This is a genomic window from Pseudomonas sp. ES4 (genome assembly GCF_050586665.1).
In the GTDB taxonomy this organism is placed as follows: Bacteria; Pseudomonadota; Gammaproteobacteria; order Pseudomonadales; family Pseudomonadaceae; genus Aquipseudomonas; species Aquipseudomonas frederiksbergensis.
The window spans coordinates 125,500-143,606 of record NZ_JBOBDO010000007.1; the positions used below are offsets into that span (position 1 = coordinate 125,500).

The 18,107-nt window shown below is 58.9% G+C and carries 18 protein-coding genes; 7 read left to right on the forward strand and 11 right to left on the reverse strand.

What is annotated here, in order from left to right; translation table 11 throughout:
* The first annotated feature begins 83 nt into the window (after positions 1–83).
* Positions 84–1,010 (forward strand): transaldolase, encoded by a 927-nt coding sequence (gene tal, locus ACQ4OB_RS10970; protein ID WP_008151357.1) that lies wholly within the window; start codon positions 84–86, stop codon positions 1,008–1,010.
* Positions 1,011–1,129: 119 nt separating this feature from the next.
* Here tal and rssC read toward each other — a convergent pair whose 3' ends face one another.
* The 3 genes from rssC to ACQ4OB_RS10985 form a co-directional block, all read right to left on the reverse strand.
* Positions 1,130–1,612 (reverse strand): anti-sigma factor antagonist RssC, encoded by a 483-nt coding sequence (rssC, locus tag ACQ4OB_RS10975; RefSeq protein ID WP_074875167.1) that lies wholly within the window; start codon positions 1,610–1,612, stop codon positions 1,130–1,132.
* Complete coding sequence (gene rssB, locus ACQ4OB_RS10980; protein WP_010456296.1) at positions 1,612–2,793, reverse strand: two-component system response regulator RssB; 1,182 nt, start codon at positions 2,791–2,793, stop codon at positions 1,612–1,614. The genes rssC and rssB overlap by 1 nt, the downstream gene beginning before the upstream one ends.
* Positions 2,794–3,145: 352 nt before the next feature.
* Complete coding sequence (locus ACQ4OB_RS10985; protein WP_430955677.1) at positions 3,146–3,835, reverse strand: MlaA family lipoprotein; 690 nt, start codon at positions 3,833–3,835, stop codon at positions 3,146–3,148.
* A gap of 200 nt (positions 3,836–4,035) precedes the next feature.
* On the opposite strand from ACQ4OB_RS10985, the gene ACQ4OB_RS10990 reads away from it, so the two are divergent.
* Both ACQ4OB_RS10990 and ACQ4OB_RS10995 read left to right on the forward strand, forming a co-directional pair.
* Positions 4,036–4,656 (forward strand): HAD family phosphatase, encoded by a 621-nt coding sequence (locus ACQ4OB_RS10990; RefSeq protein WP_430955678.1) that lies wholly within the window; start codon positions 4,036–4,038, stop codon positions 4,654–4,656.
* Positions 4,657–4,766: 110 nt separating this feature from the next.
* The gene (locus ACQ4OB_RS10995) at positions 4,767–5,030 is read left to right on the forward strand and encodes a DUF4404 family protein (protein ID WP_074875161.1); all 264 of its coding nucleotides are present in this window, start codon (positions 4,767–4,769) and stop codon (positions 5,028–5,030) included.
* Between the two features lie 171 nt (positions 5,031–5,201).
* On the opposite strand, the gene queF is transcribed toward ACQ4OB_RS10995, so the two are convergent.
* Together queF and ACQ4OB_RS11005 are read right to left on the reverse strand one after the other, a co-directional pair.
* Positions 5,202–6,032 (reverse strand): NADPH-dependent 7-cyano-7-deazaguanine reductase QueF, encoded by an 831-nt coding sequence (queF, locus tag ACQ4OB_RS11000; protein ID WP_430955679.1) that lies wholly within the window; start codon positions 6,030–6,032, stop codon positions 5,202–5,204.
* A gap of 61 nt (positions 6,033–6,093) precedes the next feature.
* A complete protein-coding gene (locus ACQ4OB_RS11005) occupies positions 6,094–6,624 on the reverse strand; it encodes a cupredoxin domain-containing protein (RefSeq protein WP_102615246.1) in 531 nt (176 codons plus the stop codon).
* Between the two features lie 155 nt (positions 6,625–6,779).
* Here ACQ4OB_RS11005 and ACQ4OB_RS11010 point away from each other — a divergent pair, with 155 nt between their 5' ends.
* Positions 6,780–7,460 (forward strand): heavy metal response regulator transcription factor, encoded by a 681-nt coding sequence (locus tag ACQ4OB_RS11010; RefSeq protein WP_074875155.1) that lies wholly within the window; start codon positions 6,780–6,782, stop codon positions 7,458–7,460.
* A complete protein-coding gene (locus ACQ4OB_RS11015; protein WP_074875153.1) occupies positions 7,460–8,809 on the forward strand; it encodes a heavy metal sensor histidine kinase in 1,350 nt (449 codons plus the stop codon). Before ACQ4OB_RS11010 ends, ACQ4OB_RS11015 begins: the two co-directional genes overlap by 1 nt.
* A 123-nt stretch (positions 8,810–8,932) precedes the next feature.
* Here ACQ4OB_RS11015 and ACQ4OB_RS11020 read toward each other — a convergent pair whose 3' ends face one another.
* From ACQ4OB_RS11020 to ACQ4OB_RS11030, 3 genes are all read right to left on the reverse strand, one after another.
* Positions 8,933–10,177 carry a lipoprotein-releasing ABC transporter permease subunit gene (locus ACQ4OB_RS11020; protein ID WP_074875150.1) on the reverse strand — a complete coding sequence of 415 codons (1,245 nt, stop codon included), beginning with the start codon at positions 10,175–10,177 and terminating at the stop codon, positions 8,933–8,935.
* 66 nt (positions 10,178–10,243) lie between these two features.
* Positions 10,244–10,927 (reverse strand): lipoprotein-releasing ABC transporter ATP-binding protein LolD, encoded by a 684-nt coding sequence (lolD, locus tag ACQ4OB_RS11025; protein WP_162842853.1) that lies wholly within the window; start codon positions 10,925–10,927, stop codon positions 10,244–10,246.
* Positions 10,928–10,934: 7 nt separating this feature from the next.
* Complete coding sequence (locus ACQ4OB_RS11030; RefSeq protein ID WP_430955680.1) at positions 10,935–12,185, reverse strand: lipoprotein-releasing ABC transporter permease subunit; 1,251 nt, start codon at positions 12,183–12,185, stop codon at positions 10,935–10,937.
* 94 nt (positions 12,186–12,279) lie between these two features.
* Between ACQ4OB_RS11030 and ACQ4OB_RS11035 the strand changes: the two genes are divergently transcribed.
* The gene (locus tag ACQ4OB_RS11035) at positions 12,280–12,861 is read left to right on the forward strand and encodes a PilZ domain-containing protein (protein WP_074875144.1); all 582 of its coding nucleotides are present in this window, start codon (positions 12,280–12,282) and stop codon (positions 12,859–12,861) included.
* 14 nt (positions 12,862–12,875) lie between these two features.
* Positions 12,876–13,598: a glycerophosphodiester phosphodiesterase gene (locus ACQ4OB_RS11040; protein ID WP_074875142.1), complete on the forward strand. Its 723-nt coding sequence runs from the start codon at positions 12,876–12,878 to the stop codon at positions 13,596–13,598.
* A 42-nt stretch (positions 13,599–13,640) separates the two neighbouring features.
* Here ACQ4OB_RS11040 and sthA read toward each other — a convergent pair whose 3' ends face one another.
* From sthA to ACQ4OB_RS11055, 3 genes are all read right to left on the reverse strand, one after another.
* Positions 13,641–15,035 carry a Si-specific NAD(P)(+) transhydrogenase gene (sthA, locus tag ACQ4OB_RS11045; protein ID WP_074875140.1) on the reverse strand — a complete coding sequence of 465 codons (1,395 nt, stop codon included), beginning with the start codon at positions 15,033–15,035 and terminating at the stop codon, positions 13,641–13,643.
* A gap of 207 nt (positions 15,036–15,242) precedes the next feature.
* Positions 15,243–16,229, reverse strand: a complete 987-nt coding sequence (locus tag ACQ4OB_RS11050; RefSeq protein WP_430955681.1) for an FAD:protein FMN transferase — start codon at positions 16,227–16,229, stop codon at positions 15,243–15,245.
* A gap of 283 nt (positions 16,230–16,512) precedes the next feature.
* A complete protein-coding gene (locus tag ACQ4OB_RS11055) occupies positions 16,513–17,976 on the reverse strand; it encodes a glyceraldehyde-3-phosphate dehydrogenase (protein ID WP_430955682.1) in 1,464 nt (487 codons plus the stop codon).
* Positions 17,977–18,107: the final 131 nt, after the last annotated feature.

Genomic DNA, 18,107 nt, shown 5'->3' on the forward strand with positions numbered 1-18,107 from the left:
GGGGCCCTCGATACGTACACGCACCCTTGAGTGGCTGTCAGCGCTCGGGTAATGTCATTAGACCCATAGGACAGAGCACGCCCATGACTTCCAAGCTGGAACAACTCAAACAAATGACCACCGTGGTTGCCGACACCGGCGACTTCGAAGCTATCGCTCGCGTTAAACCCGTGGACGCTACCACCAACCCTTCCCTGCTGCTCAAAGCGGCGGCCATTCCCGGTTATGCCGAGTTGCTGAACGCTTGCGTCAGCGACTGCAAGGGCGATGTGGGCCTGGCCAGCGACCGTTTTGGCGTTGCGGTAGGGCAAGAAATTCTGAAAGTGATCCCCGGCCGTATTTCCACCGAAGTGGATGCGCGCCTGTCGTTCGACACTGACGCCGTATTGAAGCGTGCGCACCGTCTGATCGACTTGTACGACAAGGCCGGCATTGGCCGTGACCGCGTGCTGATCAAGATCGCTTCCACCTGGGAAGGCATCCGTGCTGCCGAAATTCTGGAAAAAGAAGGCATTCAGACCAACCTGACGTTGCTGTTTTCGTTTGCTCAGGCTGCGGCGTGTGCTGACGCCGGGGTGTTCCTGATTTCGCCGTTCGTGGGTCGCATCTACGACTGGTACAAGAAAGCCAACGGCAACGACTACACCGGCGCGGATGATCCGGGCGTGCAGTCGGTGACACGCATATACAACTACTACAAGGCCAATGACTACAAGACTGTGGTCATGGGTGCGAGCTTCCGTAACCTGAATCAGATCGAGCAGCTGGCCGGTTGCGACCGTCTGACCATCAGCCCGGATCTGATTGATAAGCTGGCGGCGGATACTGGCAAGCTGGAGCGCAAATTGGCGCCGGGTCATGCTGGTGAAGCGCGTTTGAGCTTGAATGAAGCGCAGTTCCGTTGGTTGTCCAACGAGGATGCGATGGCGACCGAGAAACTGGCTGAGGGTATTCGCCAGTTCGCTCGCGACCAGGAGAAGCTTGAGGCGTTGCTGCAAGCCAAGCTGTGATCCAGTAAGAAAACGCAAAAGGGCGAACCTTTACGGGTTCGCCCTTTTTTATATGTCGATTTTGGGGCTGCTTCGCAACCCAGCGGGAGCAAGCTCCCTCGCCACAGGTATGCGGTGAATCAGTGACGCTCGAGGGCGTTCACCAGATCATGGAACGCTTCACGATTGGAGTCGTTCAGGCCCATGAGGATCTTGTGCGCTTCGAGCACTTTGATCCGTACCACTTCTTCGGACTGATCCTGGTCTGGCAGGTCGGTCAGGCACTCAGGGCACGGGATCGGGCGGTCAACAATGTTGAACACTTGCTCGAAGCCCATGGACTGCAGCAGACGGGTGATGTCTTCGTGGGTGGTGACGACGGTCGGCAGCAAGCCGACCTTTTGCCGCGACAGGATCGACAGCTTGGCCAGCAGGCCCAACGTCGTGCTGTCGATGCTGCGGGTTTCGGTCAGGTCGATCACGATTGTGTTGAAGTTCAACGCCGTGAAGATCCGCTCGATAGTCGCATCCAACGCCGAACACAGGGTCAGGCGAACTTCACCGACGAACTTCAGGACGAAGGTGCCATCCTGCTCGGCGAACTGGATTCTACCGGTACTCATTAAAGATTCCTGCTCAACACCAACAGGGCGATATCATCCGGCATCTCCCCTAGCGTGGCCAATCCAAAAACCTGCCGCAGACCATCCAGGCTGCCGCCCGCTGCCTTGACCCGTTGGGGCAAAGCCGCCTCTTTTTCTTTGAGTGTAGGTTCTGGCAAAAGGTCCAGAATGCCATCGGACATCAGCGTCAGGCTGAACGTCGGCGGCAGTTCCAGTACGTGATCTTCGTAGGTGGCTTCATTGAAGAGGCCCACCGGCAGACCACGCCCTTCCAGGTAACGAACACTGTCTGGCGTGTACAACACAGGCAACGGTAAATGACCACCGATGCTATAGGTCAACAAACCTGTCTCCTCGTCGATGACTCCACCGACCATTGTGACGTGTTTACCCAGCTTACAACTGATCAGGCCTCGGTTGATATGACCAAGGACCTCTGAAGGCTTGAATTCCGGCAAGGTACCGCTGCGCTTGGATTCGAACAACAAGCGCGTGGTCATGAACTTCAGCAGCACGGTAACGAAGGCTGAAGAGGCGCCATGACCGGAAACGTCCGCCAGGTAGAACGCTACCCGACGCTCGTCGACCCGAAAGTAGTCGACGAAATCACCCGACAGGTACAGCGACGGGATGATCTGGTGAGCAAACTGGAACTCGTCGATGGTCCAGGGGCTGACCGGCAGCATGTTCATCTGCACCTGGCGACCGGCGTTCTGGTCTTCCTGGAGCAGGTTCAGGCTGGCGGCGAGTTCGCGGTTGGCCTTTTCCAGCTTCTCGCGGTAGCGCTGGTTTTCCAGCAACAGGCGCGCACGATCCAGGGCCCGGCGCACAGAGTGCTCGAGCACAGCCAGATCTTCGAGAGGCTTGATCAGGTAATCCGCCGCGCCCAGGCGCAGGGCCTCGACCGCGTCGTTCATCACGCCGGCGCCCGAAACCACGATCACCGGGGTTTGTGGTGACAGCTCGGTGACCTGGCGAATGAGTTCGAGCCCGCCCATCTGTGGCATGCGCAAATCGCAGATGACCAAGTCGGGCTTGTCTTGCTCGAATACCTGAAGACCCTGCTGGCCATTGCTGGCCTGCAAGACGCTGAAACCACTGTCTTCCAAATAGGCGGCGAGGCTCGCGCGCACTACTTCGTCATCATCGATTATCAGCAGCGTGGCACTGGTTTTTGGCATGTGGGCAAACGGCGCCAGAATTAGGTTGGCGTAGCAGGCAGGGGCTTTGTCCCGGCTCATACTACTGGATTCGCTTTCTAGCCTCTCTAGCGCACTGTTTTCGAGCATTTGCCCTACACACAGGTACACCAGAGGTGCCCTTCTAAGGCGCAGACGGTACTCCCATCCGCGGGTCGTTTCAAGCTCACGCCGATGGTCGCTTGACGTCTTTCAATTTCAAATCACCGGGAGTTATAAGAACCGGCAAAACCGTAACGTAATGGAAGGTTCAAACCATCGCTGAAACTGGCCAAAAAGCCAAACGAAAGAAGGCGGCCTACTGGCCGCCTTCTTCACGTTTTACCGGTCGAGATCAAAAATCGTCTTCAACCTGGCCGTCCTTTACTTTGAATTCGCGGTTCTGCAAGTACGCATTACGGATGAATATGTATTTGTCGCCGCTGATCAGCTTCTCGCTCGACAGCAGGCTGGCGCGGGTGTCAACGATGTTCAGGCCGAAGATGGAGTTACGCACAGGCACGTCGTGGATGTAAGGGTACGGGCCGGTATAGCCGTCGACATACTTGGATGGCGCGTCACGCAAGGTGCTAGGGCCCAGAAACGGCAGCATCACGTACGGGCCGCTGCCTACGCCCCAGTAGCCGAGGGTCTGACCGAAGTCTTCGTCATTGCGTTGAAGGCCCATCTTGGTGCCGACGTCGATAAAGCCCAACAGGCCAAACGTAGTGTTGAAGATCAAGCGCGCGGTGTCGACGCCAGCGGCGGCCGGTTTGGCCTGCAAGATATCGTTGGCAAGGTTGGTGACATCGCCGACGTTGCGGAACATGTTGTGGATGCCGTCCTCAAGAAATTGCGGCGTCACGAACTGATAGCCCTGGGCCAAAGGCTTCAGCGCATAGGTGTCGAGCACATCGTTGAACTTGTAGATCGGGCGGTTGATGCTTTCCCAAGGGTCGTCTTCCGAGGCTGCCTGGGCAACGAACGGAACCAGCAATACGCTGGCAAACACACAAAGCTGAGCTAGATGATTGCTCCAGCGCATAGAAAAACTCCTTGGATTGTACTGACGCGTGGGCTTGGCCCAAGCGTAAAGCTGGCTAGTATAAGACGGAAAAGCCGCTTAAGGCAGCACCGTGCGAGTCAGCCTGCGGATCATTCGTGATGATTGTGAGCGATTCACATCAGTGTCACTCAACTGTCACCGTCGCCCCCTAGCCTTGAGGCTATTTCAGGGAGGTTGATATGCCGCATGCCGAAACCTTGCCCCACTTTGCGCCCAGCCTGACCGCCGTCCTGTTTGGCCTCAGTGGTTGCCTGGTGGATTTCGGTGCCCGCACACGCGCACAGGGCATCCCCTCTTCCCTACACGCCGAGGCCACGCCCGGCGCCCTGGATAGCTTGCGCAGCTTGCAGCATCAGCAGATTCCCTGTGCCTGGCTCGAAGAACTCCCCCCTGCCCTCAGCCATTCCCTGGCCGCTGCCTTGCCTTCATGGATCAAACCCTCGCAACACCCCGAAACAAACAATCCATGGCCGGCACCACATGCCTGTTGGCAAGCCCTGATGACGTTGAATGTTGAACGACTGGAAGGTTGCGTGCTGGTCAGCGGCGAACCACGATTGCTGCAAGCGGGGCTCAACGCTGGATTGTGGACGATTGGGCTGGCGTCCTGCGGCTCACTCTGCGGCCTGGCGCCCAACGAATGGCAGGCGCTGACGCAGCAGGAACGGGAATTCAAACGCGGCAAGGCAACGATGCAATTGTTCGGCCTGGGTGTGCATTCGGTGATCGATCACCTCGGTGAACTCGACACCTGCCTGGCCGACATCAGCCTGCGCCGGCTCAAGGGCGAAAAGCCCTGATCGATATCATGCAGGTTACGCGCGAGTGGATTAATCTAAAGATCAAGCCATAGACCTTTGGCGTGCTGCTGCGGTCTATGCCAGTGCCTATCGATAAAAGGAAGAACGCCATGCCTGCCCGCGAACTGCAACAACAGCTCAATACTCTGCGCGAGCAATTGGAACAAAATCCACCGCTGACCGAAGCCGAGCGCGACGACCTGCACGCGCTGATGCAACAGATCGAACTGGAACTGGAGCTCGAAACCAAAACCCAGGACTCCAGCCTTGCCGACAATGTGAACCTGGCCGTCGAGCGCTTTGAAATCGAACACCCGACCCTTGCTGGCACCTTGCGCAATATCGTGCAAGCGCTGGCTAACATGGGGATCTGAACCCGCCGAATACAAAAAGCCCCGCTAGTGATAGCGGGGCTTTTTAGTTTCTGCGATTTGCAATGCAATCCCTTGTGGGAGCGAGCCTGCTCGCGATGGCTGAGTGTCAGTCAACATCAATGTTGAATGTGCTGGACTCATCGCGAGCAGGCTCGCTCCCACCGTAGATCTTTATTGGCGGACCAGCCGGTGGTTCGGCAGTTGAACGGTTTCAGTACTGCGATACGGGTTGATGTCCAACCCACCGCGTCGCACATAGCGCGCATACACCGTCAATTTCTCCGGTTTCAACAACCGCTGCAGGTCGAGAAAGATCCTCTCCACGCACTGCTCATGAAAGTCCGAGTGCTGACGGAAGCTCACGATGTATTCCAGCAAACTTGCGTGATCCAGCGCCGCGCCACGGTATTCCACCGCCACGCTGCCCCAGTCCGGCTGGCTGGTGACCGGGCAGTTGGATTTGAGCAAATGGCTGTGCACGCTCTCCTCCACCACACGCGATGCATCGCAACGCAGCAGTTCCGGACGCGGATGCTCATAGTTGCTGACGCTGATATCCAGATCATCAATGCACACGCCCGGCAACGCCACGACGCCTTCGGCCTCGACGTCCTTCAGGCTGCGAATCCGCACGCCCACCGGTTTACCGGCAGCAGCCGACAGGTCTTTGATCAATGTCGCTTCAAGGCTCGCGGTGTCGGCAAACGGTGTCTGGTTCAAGGAGTTGAGGTACAGCTTGAACGACTTCGATTCGATGATATTCGGCGAATCCGCCGGGATACTGAACTCGCCAATCGCCACCACTGGCTTGCCGGACGGCAACAGCCACGACAGTTCGAAGCAGTTCCAGAAATCCACGCCCTTGTACGGCAGGGTTTCAGCCGTCAGGCCCAGCTCGGCCCATTTCGCGGTGCGCGGGATCGGAAACAGCAAGGACGGCGTGTAGGTGGCGATGTATTCGCTGGATTTGCCCAGCGGCGAGTGTTCGGCTGCGGGATGCATGGCGGAAACCTGACTGAAGAATCAGCGGATTCTACCAGCCTTTGCTCCCGCCTTTGAGTGCTTACTGACTGACAGTCACCTTGCCGACCATGCCGGCCTGGTAATGACCGGGGATGTTGCAGGCGAATTCCAGGTTGGTGGCCTTGGTGAAGGTCCAGGTCAACTCAGCGGTTTTGCCCGGCTCGACGAGCACGCTGTTGGGGTCGTCGTGTTTCATTCCATGCTCCATACCGGCCATACCGGCCATGGCGCCGTGGTCCATTTCCTTCATGCCTGCAGGCATGAGCATGCCGCTCTGCTGCATCTTCATCATTTCCTTTTGATGTTTGGCATGCATTGCCGCGTTACCGAGGTTGAATTCATGCAACAACTGACCTTTATTCACCAACACGAAACGAACCGTCTCACCGGCCTTGATATCAATCGCCTTGGGGGTGAACGACATGTCGCCCATGATGAACTCTACGCTGCGAGTCGCCTTGGTCGCCGAGGCCGGATGGCCGAAGTCGTAGGTATGCGCCGGGGCAGCCCACGCCGGCGAGCTCAGCGCCAGCAGACACGCGACGCACAGCAGTGATTTGCGCAAAAACATAGTCGTACTCCAACAAGTTAAGGTTCAGCCTGTGGAAAACTCTAAACTGCTACGACTGCCCGCAACCTGACAGGCAAATTACAACTTTGTCAGGTTGACCTGCATTAACGCCGCCCACGGTATAAAGCGTTCGTTCCATTTGCCTCGAGTCGCCCATGAAACTGCTGATCGTCGAAGACCAACCAAAAACTGGCCACTACTTGCGCCAAGGCCTGACCGAGGCCGGTTTCAATACTGAACTGGTGGCGGACGGCAGCACCGGCCAGCAACTGGCGCTGACCGGCGATTACGCGCTGTTGATTCTTGATGTGATGCTGCCCGGCCGCGATGGTTGGCAGATCCTGCAAGCGGTGCGCGGTGCCGGCCTCGACACGCCGGTACTGTTTCTGACAGCGCGCGACGCGGTGGAGGACAGGGTCTACGGCCTCGAACTGGGCGCCGACGACTACCTGGTCAAACCGTTCGCCTTCTCCGAACTGCTGGCCCGGGTCCGCAGCCTGTTGCGCCGTGGCAACGCCACAGCTCAGGAAACCAGCCTGCAACTGGCGGACTTGCGCCTTGACCTGATCCGCCGTCGGGTCGAACGCAATGGTCAGCGCATCGACCTGACGGCCAAGGAGTTCGCCCTGCTGGAAATGCTTCTGCGCAGGCAAGGCGAAGTCCTGCCCAAGTCGTTGATCGCTTCCCAGGTATGGGACATGAACTTCGACAGTGACACCAACGTCATCGAAGTGGCGATCCGTCGTTTGCGCCTGAAGATCGACGATGATTTCCCCAACAAGTTGATTCACACCGTGCGCGGCATGGGTTACGTCCTTGAAGAGCGTCCCGCCTGATGCGTCGACTTTCGTTAAGCAGTCGCCTGGCGCTACTGTTTGCGGCGTGCACCGCCGTGGTGTCGCTGTTCGCCGGGGTGTTGTTCAGCCGGGCCAGTGAAGCGCATTTCGTTGAACTCGACCAACAGTTGCTGAACGGCAAGTTGATTGGGCTGCGTCGGGCACTTCATGACATTCAGTCGAGTGAAAGCGAAGTCAAACTGGCCGATGAATTGAGCCGACAGGCTGATCTGTCGCTGCGGATCACCGGCAGCGACGGCAAGCGCTGGTATGACAGTTCGACGCACCTACCCCAGGAACTACCGACCCAGGCGGGCTTGTCCACGGTGAGCAGCGAAGGCACCGACTACCGCGTCCTCAACGCTCCGTTGTACCTCGACAAACCTGACTCACCGCAGTTGACCTTGCTGCTGGACATCACTCATCACCAGCACTTTCTGCAGCGCATGCAACACCTGATCTGGTTGACAGTCGGCTTGTCGGCACTGGCCACCGCCCTGCTCGGGGCCTGGGCTGCGCGCAGTGGGTTGCGGCCGTTGCGGCGCATGAGTGCGGTTGCCAGCGGCGTTTCAGCGCAGTCGCTCAATGCACGCCTGCCTGAAGAAAACATGCCACCAGAACTCGCGGAAATGGCCCACAACTTCAACGCCATGTTCGGACGCCTCGACGACTCTTTTCAGCGGCTCTCGGCCTTCTCCGCCGACATCGCCCATGAATTGCGCACACCGTTGTCGAATCTGTTGACCCACACCCAGGTCACCCTCACCCGCCCACGCCCCATTGAAGATTACCGCGAAGCACTGCACAGCAATCTCGAAGAACTGCAATGGATGGCGCAACTGGTCAACGACATGTTGTACCTGGCCAAGGCTGACCACGGGTTGTTGATGCCCAGGCGCGAACCGCTGGAGCTGGCGGAAGAAGCGGATCTGTTGCTGGAGTTTTTTGCGCCGTTGGCGGAGGACGCTCAAGTCAGGTTGAGTCGTGAAGGCAATGCGCGCATGGAAGGTGATCGCAGCATGTTGCGGCGGGCGCTCTCCAATTTGCTGGACAATGCGTTGCGGTTTACGCCGGTCGAAGGCGAGGTTCGGGTGCGGATTGTTGATCAGCCAAAGGGATTGCGACTGACGGTCGAGAACAGCGGCGACGGAATTGATCGGGCGTTGCTGCCGCGAGTGTTTGATCGGTTCTACCGGGCTGATCCGGCGCGCCAGGAAGGCAGTAGTGAGCATGCGGGATTGGGGTTGGCGATCACTCAGTCGATCATCCGCGCCCATGGCGGGCAGATTCATTGCGAATCGGATAACGGGTGGACGCGGTTTGTGATTGAGTTGCCCAAGGGGGATTGAGGCCAGCAGGGCCGGCCCCTTCGCGAGCAAGCCCGCTCCCACAGTGACCGAGTTAAATCACAATGGTGTGAACGACTCGAAACCCTGTGGGAGCGGGCTTGCCCGCGATAGCGATCTACAGGCTTACGAATACCGCAACGCAGTAGCCGGTTCGACTTTCGCCGCACGCCATGCCGGGTAAACGGTGGCGAGGAAGCTCAGAATGAACCCGGCGGAGCAGATCAACAGCACATCCGCCCCCTGCAGTTCGGACGGCAGGTTACTGACGAAGTACACGTCGGAACTGAAGATGTGCTGCCCGCTGACCCGCTCCATCCAGCCCACCAGTTCACTGACGTTCAGGGCCGCGATCACGCCAAGCACACCACCGATCAGCGTACCGACGACCCCGATCACGGTGCCCTGCACCATGAAGATCGCCATGATCTGTCGCGGCGTGGCGCCGATGGTGCGCAGGATCGCGATGTCCGCGCCCTTGTCGTTCACCACCATGATCAGGGTTGCGATGATGTTGAACGCTGCCACGGCGACAATCATCAGCAACAGCAAACCGATCATGGTTTTTTCCATCTTCATCGCACTGAACAGACTGCCCTGTGTGTGAGTCCAGTCATCAGCCTTGTAAGCACTGCCCAGCCCGCCAGCAATATCGCTGGAAACCTTCGGCGCATCGTACAAATCCTTTACCGCCAGGCGCACGCTCTGGACCTGATTGGGCGCCCAGTGCTGCATCTGCGCCGCATCGGCCACGTGGATCAGCGCCATGGAACCGTCCAGTTCGGCGCCAACCTTGAACACGCCGACCACGTTCAACCGCTGCATGCGCGGGGTGATGCCGCCCGGTGCAGTGCTGATTTCCGGCACGATCAGGGTGATCTTGTCGCCAACGTTCAAGCGGAAACGGCGCGCCGTGATCTCGCCGATCACCACGCCGAACTCACCCGGCTTCAAGGCATCGAGACGCCCTTGGACAATGTGCTGAGCGACGATCGACACCTTGCCTTCGAGCGCCGGATCAACGCCGCTGACCTGGATCGGCTGCATCGTCCCCTTATAGGAAAGCATGCCTTCCATCTCGGTGAACGGCACGGCGGCCGTCACTTCCGGGTTCTTCATGGCCGCCGCAGCGACGGGCTGCCAATCATCAATCGGATTGACGCCAACGATCGTCGCATGAGGCACCATGCCGAGGATGCGCGAGCTCATTTCGCGCTGGAAGCCGTTCATCACCGACAGCACCACGATCATCGCCAGCACGCCCAGGGCGAGACCGATCATCGAGGTCATCGAGATGAAGGAGACAAAGCGATTGCGGCGCTTGGCGCGGGTATAGCGCGCGCCGATAAAGATCGATAACGGTCTGAACATTCGCTGGGGCACCGTATAAAAATAAGAGACCCGGCGTACTTTTCAGTCACGCCGGGTTTCGGCCAATCAGATGGGCGTCAGGTAACCTTCCTGCAAATGCAGGACGCGATCCATCTGGCGAGCCAGGTTCATGTCGTGAGTCACCACCAGGAACGCCGTGCGCATCGAGGTGCTGAGTTCCAGCATCAAATCCTGAATGCCCTGGGCGGTGTGGGAATCGAGGTTGCCGGTCGGCTCGTCGAGCATCACCAGGCCTGGCTTGTTCACCAGGGCGCGGGCGATGGCCACGCGCTGACGTTCGCCACCGGACAATTCGGCCGGTTTGTGTTCCAGGCGATGGCCCAGCCCTACCCGCTCCAGCAATGCCGTCGCACGCTGACGCGCTTCAGGAATAGCCGTCTTGCCGATCAGCAGCGGCATGCAGACGTTTTCCAGCGCGGTGAACTCAGGCAGCAAGTGGTGGAACTGGTAAACGAAACCCAGCGACCGATTGCGCAGCAAACCGCGAGACTTTTCGTTCAGCGCCGACAGCTCTTCACCGGCCAGCCAGACGCTGCCCTTGGTCGGTGTATCGAGGCCGCCGAGCAGGTTGAGCAAGGTACTTTTGCCCGACCCCGACGTACCGACAATCGCCACGCGCTCACCCGGATGCAGCTCCAGTTGCAGACCGGCCAGAACCTCTACCGACTCAGGGCCTTCCTCGTAGGATTTGCCCAGGTTGCGGCAGCTCAAGATTGCTTTATCACTCATGCCCGACTCACTCATAACGTAGCGCCTCCGCAGGCTGGGTGCGCGCGGCACGCCAGGCTGGATACAGGGTGGCGAGGAAACTCAGGACCAACGCGGCGGCGCAGACCATCAACACATCCTGGCTCTGCACTTGCGACGGCAGGTAATCGATGAAGTACACGTCGGCGTTGAGGAATTTGTGCCCGATCAGCCCTTCAAGGGCCGAGATCGCGGCGCTGACGTTCAGGGCGGCGAAGATCCCGACCACAGCGCCGATCAGCGTACCGATCACGCCAATGACCGTGCCCTGGACCATGAAGATCGCCATGATCTGCCCCGGCGTGGAACCCAGGGTGCGCAGAATCGCGATGTCGCCCTTCTTGTCGTTCACCACCATCACCAGCGTGGAAATGATATTGAAGGCCGCGACCGCAACGATCAGCAGCAACAGCAAACCGATCATGGCTTTTTCCATGCGGATCGCCTGATACAGATTGCCGTGGGTGCGCGTCCAGTCGCGGGCATAGAAATGGTCTTCGCCGAGCTGCTGGGCGATGGTCCACGCAACGCGTGGCGCCTGGAACAGATCGTCGAACTTCAGACGGATGCCCTGGACCTGATCCGGTTTCCAGCGGTGCAGCTTGGCCAGATCCTGCAGATTGGTGATGCCCAGGTAGCCATCCAGCTCACCGGCGCCGACATGGAAGATGCCGACCACGGTAAAGCGCTTCATGCGCGGGAACATCCCGGCCGGGGTCACGGTGACTTCCGGCGCCACGAATGTCAGCTTGTCGCCGATCGCCGCACCCAACTTGGCCGCGGCCTTGTCACCGATGACGATGCCGAAACTGCCCGGCGCCAGGTCATCGAGTTTGCCCTGCTGCATGAAGTTATCAATGATCGAGACCTGCCGTTCCAGCGCAGGGTCGATGGCATTGAGCAGGACTTTGGACACCTTGCCGTTATTGGTCAGCAACCCCTGCATCTGGGTAAACGGCGCCACGGCCGTCACCTGCGGGTTCTGCTTGACCTTGGCGGCCAGGCTTTGCCAGTCGCCGATCGGCTCACCGGACTCGATGGTCGCGTGGGGCACCATGCCCAGCACGCGGGTGCGCATCTCATGATCGAAGCCGTTCATGACCGACAGCACCACGATCATCACGACCACGCCGAGGGCGAGTCCGATCATCGAGGTCAGGGAAATGAATGACACAAAATGATTGCGACGCTTTGCACGGGTATAACGCGTGCCAATAAATACGAAGAGAGGTCTGAACATGTCGGGGCTTGTTCGGAGGGAAAAGGAACGTCCTTGTGGCGGGGGTCGATAACCAGCTTTACACTCAGACCACCGCCGCTACCATGGGTTCGCCATGTCGACATTAGATGAAGAAGATCGCCGCGAATACTACCGTATCGAGGACACGATCGCACTGGAAATTCGGCCCCTGTCCGCTCCCGAAGCCGCAGGCCAGGAAGTGTTGCAGGATGCTTCCCCTCTGTTCAACTTGCTCAGCGAACTGCACCTGAGCGAATTCGAGTCACAGCACCTGTTGCGCCAGATCAGTGAGCGCGACCGCAACCTCGCCGCATTCCTGAAATCCCAGAATAAACGCATCGATTTGCTGAGCCAGGTGATCGCAATCACCGTACTCGGGCAGATCGGCGAACCGCAGCCGGTGATCATTTCCGAAGGCGGGATCGACTTTCAACATCCGACCCCCATTGCCGAGGGCGCACACCTGTCGATCAAACTGGTGCTGATGCCGCAAGCCCTCGGGCTTTTGTTGCGGGCTCGCGTCACCCATTGCGATCGCAAAGGCGACGGCTACGACGTCGGCACCGAGTTCGAATACCCGAGCGATGCCCAGCGCCAATTGCTGGCCCGCTATATTTTGCAGAAGCAGGCCCAGGAACGACGTCTGGCCCGCGAACAAAACGAATCAGGCATTTAATTTAAGGAAGAACCGTGACCCTCATCTACGGCCATCGCGGCGCCAAGGGCGAAGCACCGGAAAATACGCTGACCAGTTTTCAGCAATGCCTCAAGCACGGCGTGCGCCGTTGCGAACTGGACCTGCACCTGTCCATGGACGGCGAGTTGATGGTCATCCATGACCCGACACTCAAGCGCACCACCGACCGTCGCGGCAAAGTCGTCGAGCACACGGCGGCCGAGTTGGTGACCTACGATGCGCGCAAGGGTGGCCCGGGCTGGATCAAACCGTGCCCGATTCCAACACTGGAAGAACTGTTCGAGAAATGCGACTTCGAGCACTGGCAACTGGAGGTCAAAAGCGCGTCACGCACCCGCGCCGCGACTACCGTACTGGCGATTCGCGAAATGGCTCAGCGTTTCGGCTTGCTCGACAAGGTCACGATCACCTCGAGTTCGCGGGAAGTATTGAAAGCTGCGCTGGACCTGGTGCCGGATGTGTCCCGCGGATTGGTGGCCGAGTACGCCTGGCTCGATCCGTTGAAGGTCGCGCAAAGCTATGGCTGCGAGATTCTGGCGCTGAACTGGACCCTGTGTACGCCGGAACGCCTGCAGAAGGCGCAGCGCCAAGGGCTGCATGTGTCGGTATGGACAGTCAACGAGCCCGCGCTAATGCGCAGACTCGCCGACTTCGGCGTTGACAGCCTGATTACAGACTTTCCCGGTTTGGCCATCGCCACGCTCGAGAATTGCTGAAATCGGTCTCCCCGGCCGGCTCAGGCCACCGGCCGGAGCCGCTCAAAAAAGCCGGTTGAGGCCATCGTACGCCGCTACCCGATAGGCTTCGGCCATGGTCGGGTAGTTGAACGTCGTGTTGACGAAGTACTTCAGCGTGTTCTGTTCGCCCGGCTGGTTCATGATCGCCTGACCGATGTGAACGATCTCCGACGCCTGATAACCGAAGCAGTGAACGCCCAGCACTTCCAGGGTATCGCGGTGGAACAGGATCTTCAGCATGCCTTGCGGTTCGCCGGCAATCTGCGCACGCGCCATGCCCTTGAAGAACGCCTTGCCCACTTCATACGGCACCTTGGCCTGAGTCAGCTCCTGCTCGTTCTTGCCGATCGAGCTGATCTCCGGAATGGTGTAGATGCCGGTCGGCACGTCGTTGACGAAGCGCCAGCTTTGATTATCAACGATGCTGCCAGCGGCCGAACGACCCTGGTCGTGAGCAGCACTGGCCAGGCTCGGCCAACCAATCACGTCACCGGCGCCGTAGATGTTCGGCTTGCAGGTACGGTAGGCCTCGTCCACTTCGATCTGGCCACGGCTGTTGACCTTCACACCGATGTTTTCCAGACCCAACTGATCAGTGTTGCCGGTACGGCCGTTGCACCAGAGCAAGGCGTCGGCCTTGATTTTCTTGCCGGACTTGAGGTGCAGGATCACGCCGTTGTCCACGCCTTCGACGCGGTCGTAGTCTTCGTTGTGGCGAACCGTGATGTTGTTGTTGCTGAAGTGATAGCTCAGGGCCTGGGAAATTTCCGAGTCGAGGAAGCTCAGCAACTGACCGCGGTTGTCCACCAGTTCAACCAGTACACCCAGTCCGCTGAAGATCGACGCGTACTCGCAACCGATCACGCCGGCGCCGTAAACAATGAGTTTGCGCGGGGTGTGGCCGAGGCTGAGGATGGTGTCGCTATCGTAGATACGCGGGTGGTGGAAATCGATGTCCGCCGGACGATAAGGGCGCGAGCCGGTGGCGATGATGATGTGCTTGGCCACCAGCTTTTCGACCACGCCGTTGGCGCAGACCACTTCGATGGTTTGCTCGTCGGCGAAGCTGCCGGTGCCGAAGAACACGTCGACGCGGTTACGGGCGTAGTAGCCGGTGCGCGAGGCGACTTGTTTGGAGATGACTTTTTCAGCGCTTTTCAACACGTCCGGGAACGAGAACCAGCGTGGCTCACCAATGGCCCGGAACATCGGGTTGGTGTTGAACTGCATGATCTGCCGGACCGAGTGACGCAGTGCCTTGGACGGGATGGTGCCCAGGTGGGTGCAGTTGCCGCCGACCTGGCGACGGCTATCGACCATCGCCACCTTGCGCCCTGCTTTGGCGGCGTTCATTGCCGCGCCTTCTCCCGCCGGGCCGGAACCCAGCACCACCACGTCGTAGTTGTAGACAGCCATGCATACTCCTCAGAACAGGCCGCGGCGCCCTCGGCACCTGCGGCTAAATCACGCCGATCTGTGGCGTGAAGGAACAATTTGGGGCCAGTGCAGAACCCGGACACAGTCTATATAAGCGTCAACGCCGCGCACATTAACCCTTGGTCGCGTCGTAGGCTAGTTTTGCCTGCACTACAACGCCAGTCTTTGCTGCTTGAATCGCCGTGATCACTCGGTTATGCCGCCACTCAGGCGCTCAAAGGCCTGCGTGGTTCGTGTGACGAATCCTGTATCGGCACGAATCACAAAGAATGCACCGATGTCATGCGTTTCGGCATAGTCCCAACCCCTTTCGGGCCCCAGAATCAGCAACAGCGTCGATAAGCCATCGGCCATCAACGCTGAAGGATGAATCACCGTGACTGACGCCAGGGTGTGTAGGACCGGCGCCCCGGTGCGGGCATCGAAGGTGTGGGAATAACGCCGACCGTCCCGCTCGAAATAGTTGCGGTAATCGCCGGAAGTGGAAACGCCGTAGCCGTCTACGGCGATGATGCGCTCGGCCACTCGCTGGTCGTCGCGGGGTTCTTCCAGGGCGACGCGCCACGGCGATCCGTCGAGTTTTTTGCCCGCCGCCTTGAGCTCACCCGTGGCTTCGGCGAGGTAGTTGTGGATGCCCATTGCTTCGAGTTTTGCGGCAATTGCATCGACCGCGTAACCGGCGGCGATGCTGTTGAAGTCGACCTCTACCGCGGCGTCCTTGCACAGCTGATCGCCGTCGATGCGCAGGTGTGCGTGACCGACGCGCTGCCTGACTTCGGCGAGCGCTTCGGCAGTCGGGATTTTTTCCTCACGGCCCTGCGGGCCAAATCCCCAGAGATTGAGCAGCGGTTCCACGGTCAGGTCGTAGGAGCCTTCGCTTTGCGAAGACAGTTGCTCGCCCACACGGATCAATTCGAGCACCGGGCCAGGCATGACCTGACAGCGGCCGGCCGGCAGTGCGTTGAAGCGTTCGATAACCGAGTCGCTGCGATAGGTCGAGAATTGTCGATCCACTTCAGCGAGGATATTTTCTACTTCAGCCTGCACCGCTTTCAGCCCGGGCGTGGAGGAATGCCTTACGTATTGAATGGAATAACGACTGCCCATGGTCGGGCCGTCGAAGCGTTCCAGGCTGTCGCCGTTGCCACAACCGGACAAAACACCGGCCAGCATCACAACCCCAGTCCACCGTCCAGTTAACAAATTTTCATCCCCCCCTCAAAACCGCGCCCGCCATTATGGGCTTCAGAGCGCACGAGAGCGAGGTCTGCCAGCGCCTGCCAGTCAAACGCAAAACCTGTGGGAGCTGAGTTGCGGACAGCGTAGGCCGCTGTGGTTGGCGGCGCCTGATCGATCACTCTCGTCGACAAGATCGTTCCCACGCGCGCGGGAGCGATCACCGCACAAACAAAAACGCCCCGACCAAAGTCGGGGCGTTTTCATGTGCAGCTAATGCTTAGCGCGGGAATGCAGGCGGGTTTACACCGGCCATGTCTTCCATCACGCGAACCACCTGGCAGCTGTAACCGAATTCGTTGTCGTACCAAACGTACAGAACAACGCGGTTGTCTTGGCTGATGGTTGCTTCAGCGTCCACTACGCCTGCGTGGCGCGAGCCAACGAAGTCGGTGGAAACCACTTCCTGCGAATTGACGTAGTCGATTTGCTTATGCAGGTCGGAGTGCAGCGCCATGTAGCGCAGGTACTCGTTCATTTCTTCACGAGTGGCGGCTTTCTCAAGGTTCAGGTTGAGAATGGCCATCGACACGTTAGGCGTCGGAACGCGGATCGCGTTACCGGTCAGCTTGCCGGCCAGCTCAGGCAGTGCCTTGGCAGCAGCGGTAGCAGCACCGGTCTCGGTGATTACCATGTTCAACGCGGCGCTACGGCCACGGCGATCGCCTTTGTGGAAGTTGTCGATCAGGTTCTGGTCGTTGGTGTACGAGTGAACCGTTTCGACGTGACCGTTGATGATGCCGAACTTGTCGTTGACAGCCTTGAGCACCGGCACGATGGCGTTGGTGGTGCAGGAAGCCGCGGAAACGATCTTGTCATCAGCGGTGATTTCACCGTGGTTGATGCCGTGAACGATGTTCTTCAGCTTGCCTTTGCCAGGCGCGGTCAGAACAACGCGATCGATACCCGGGCATGCCAGGTGCTGGCCCAGACCGTCGGCGTCACGCCATACACCGGTGTTGTCCACCAGCAGCGCGTCTTTGATGCCGTACTGGGTGTAGTCCACTTCAGTCGGGTTTTTCGCGTAGATAACCTGGATCAGGTTGCCGTTGGCGGTGATGGTGTTGTTGGCTTCATCAATGGTGATGGTGCCATTGAACGAACCGTGTACCGAATCGCGGCGCAGCAGGCTGGCGCGTTTGATCAGATCGTTTTCGGCGCCCTTGCGGACAACGATGGCGCGCAGACGCAGGCCGTCGCCACCACCGGTTTTCTCGATCAGGATGCGCGCCAGCAGACGGCCGATACGACCGAAGCCGTACAGAACGACGTCGGTGCCTTTGCGCGCGGAAACATTTTGCTGACCAACGACGTCAGCCAGTTCTTCACGGACGAACTGCTCGGCAGTACGGCCATTGCCTTCAGCCTTGTACTTGACTGCAAGCTTGCCCAGGTCTACCGAGGCAGCGCCGAGCTTGAGCTCGCTCATTGCCTTGAGCAGCGGGAATGTTTCGTGGACGGACAATTCGCTGTCATCGGACTGGCGATGGCGAGCAAAGCGGTGAGCTTTGAGAATCGCGATGACAGACTGGTTGATCAGACTGCGGCCATAGATCGAGCTCACCACGTTGTTATTGCGGTAGAGCTGACCGATAAGCGGAATCATCGCTTCTGCGAGTGCTTCACGGTCGATCCATTCACCAAGACACTGGTCGGGCTTCTGAGTCACGGGAACCTTCCACATGTAGGGGCAGAAAAAAGGGGCTACATTATGCCGCCGAGTGCCTCCCGTAGCAATGCGCGCTTGTCGCACGACCAGTAACAAAATCAACTTCAAAAAAATGACGCATGGCTCAAGCCCAATAAAACCGGGGC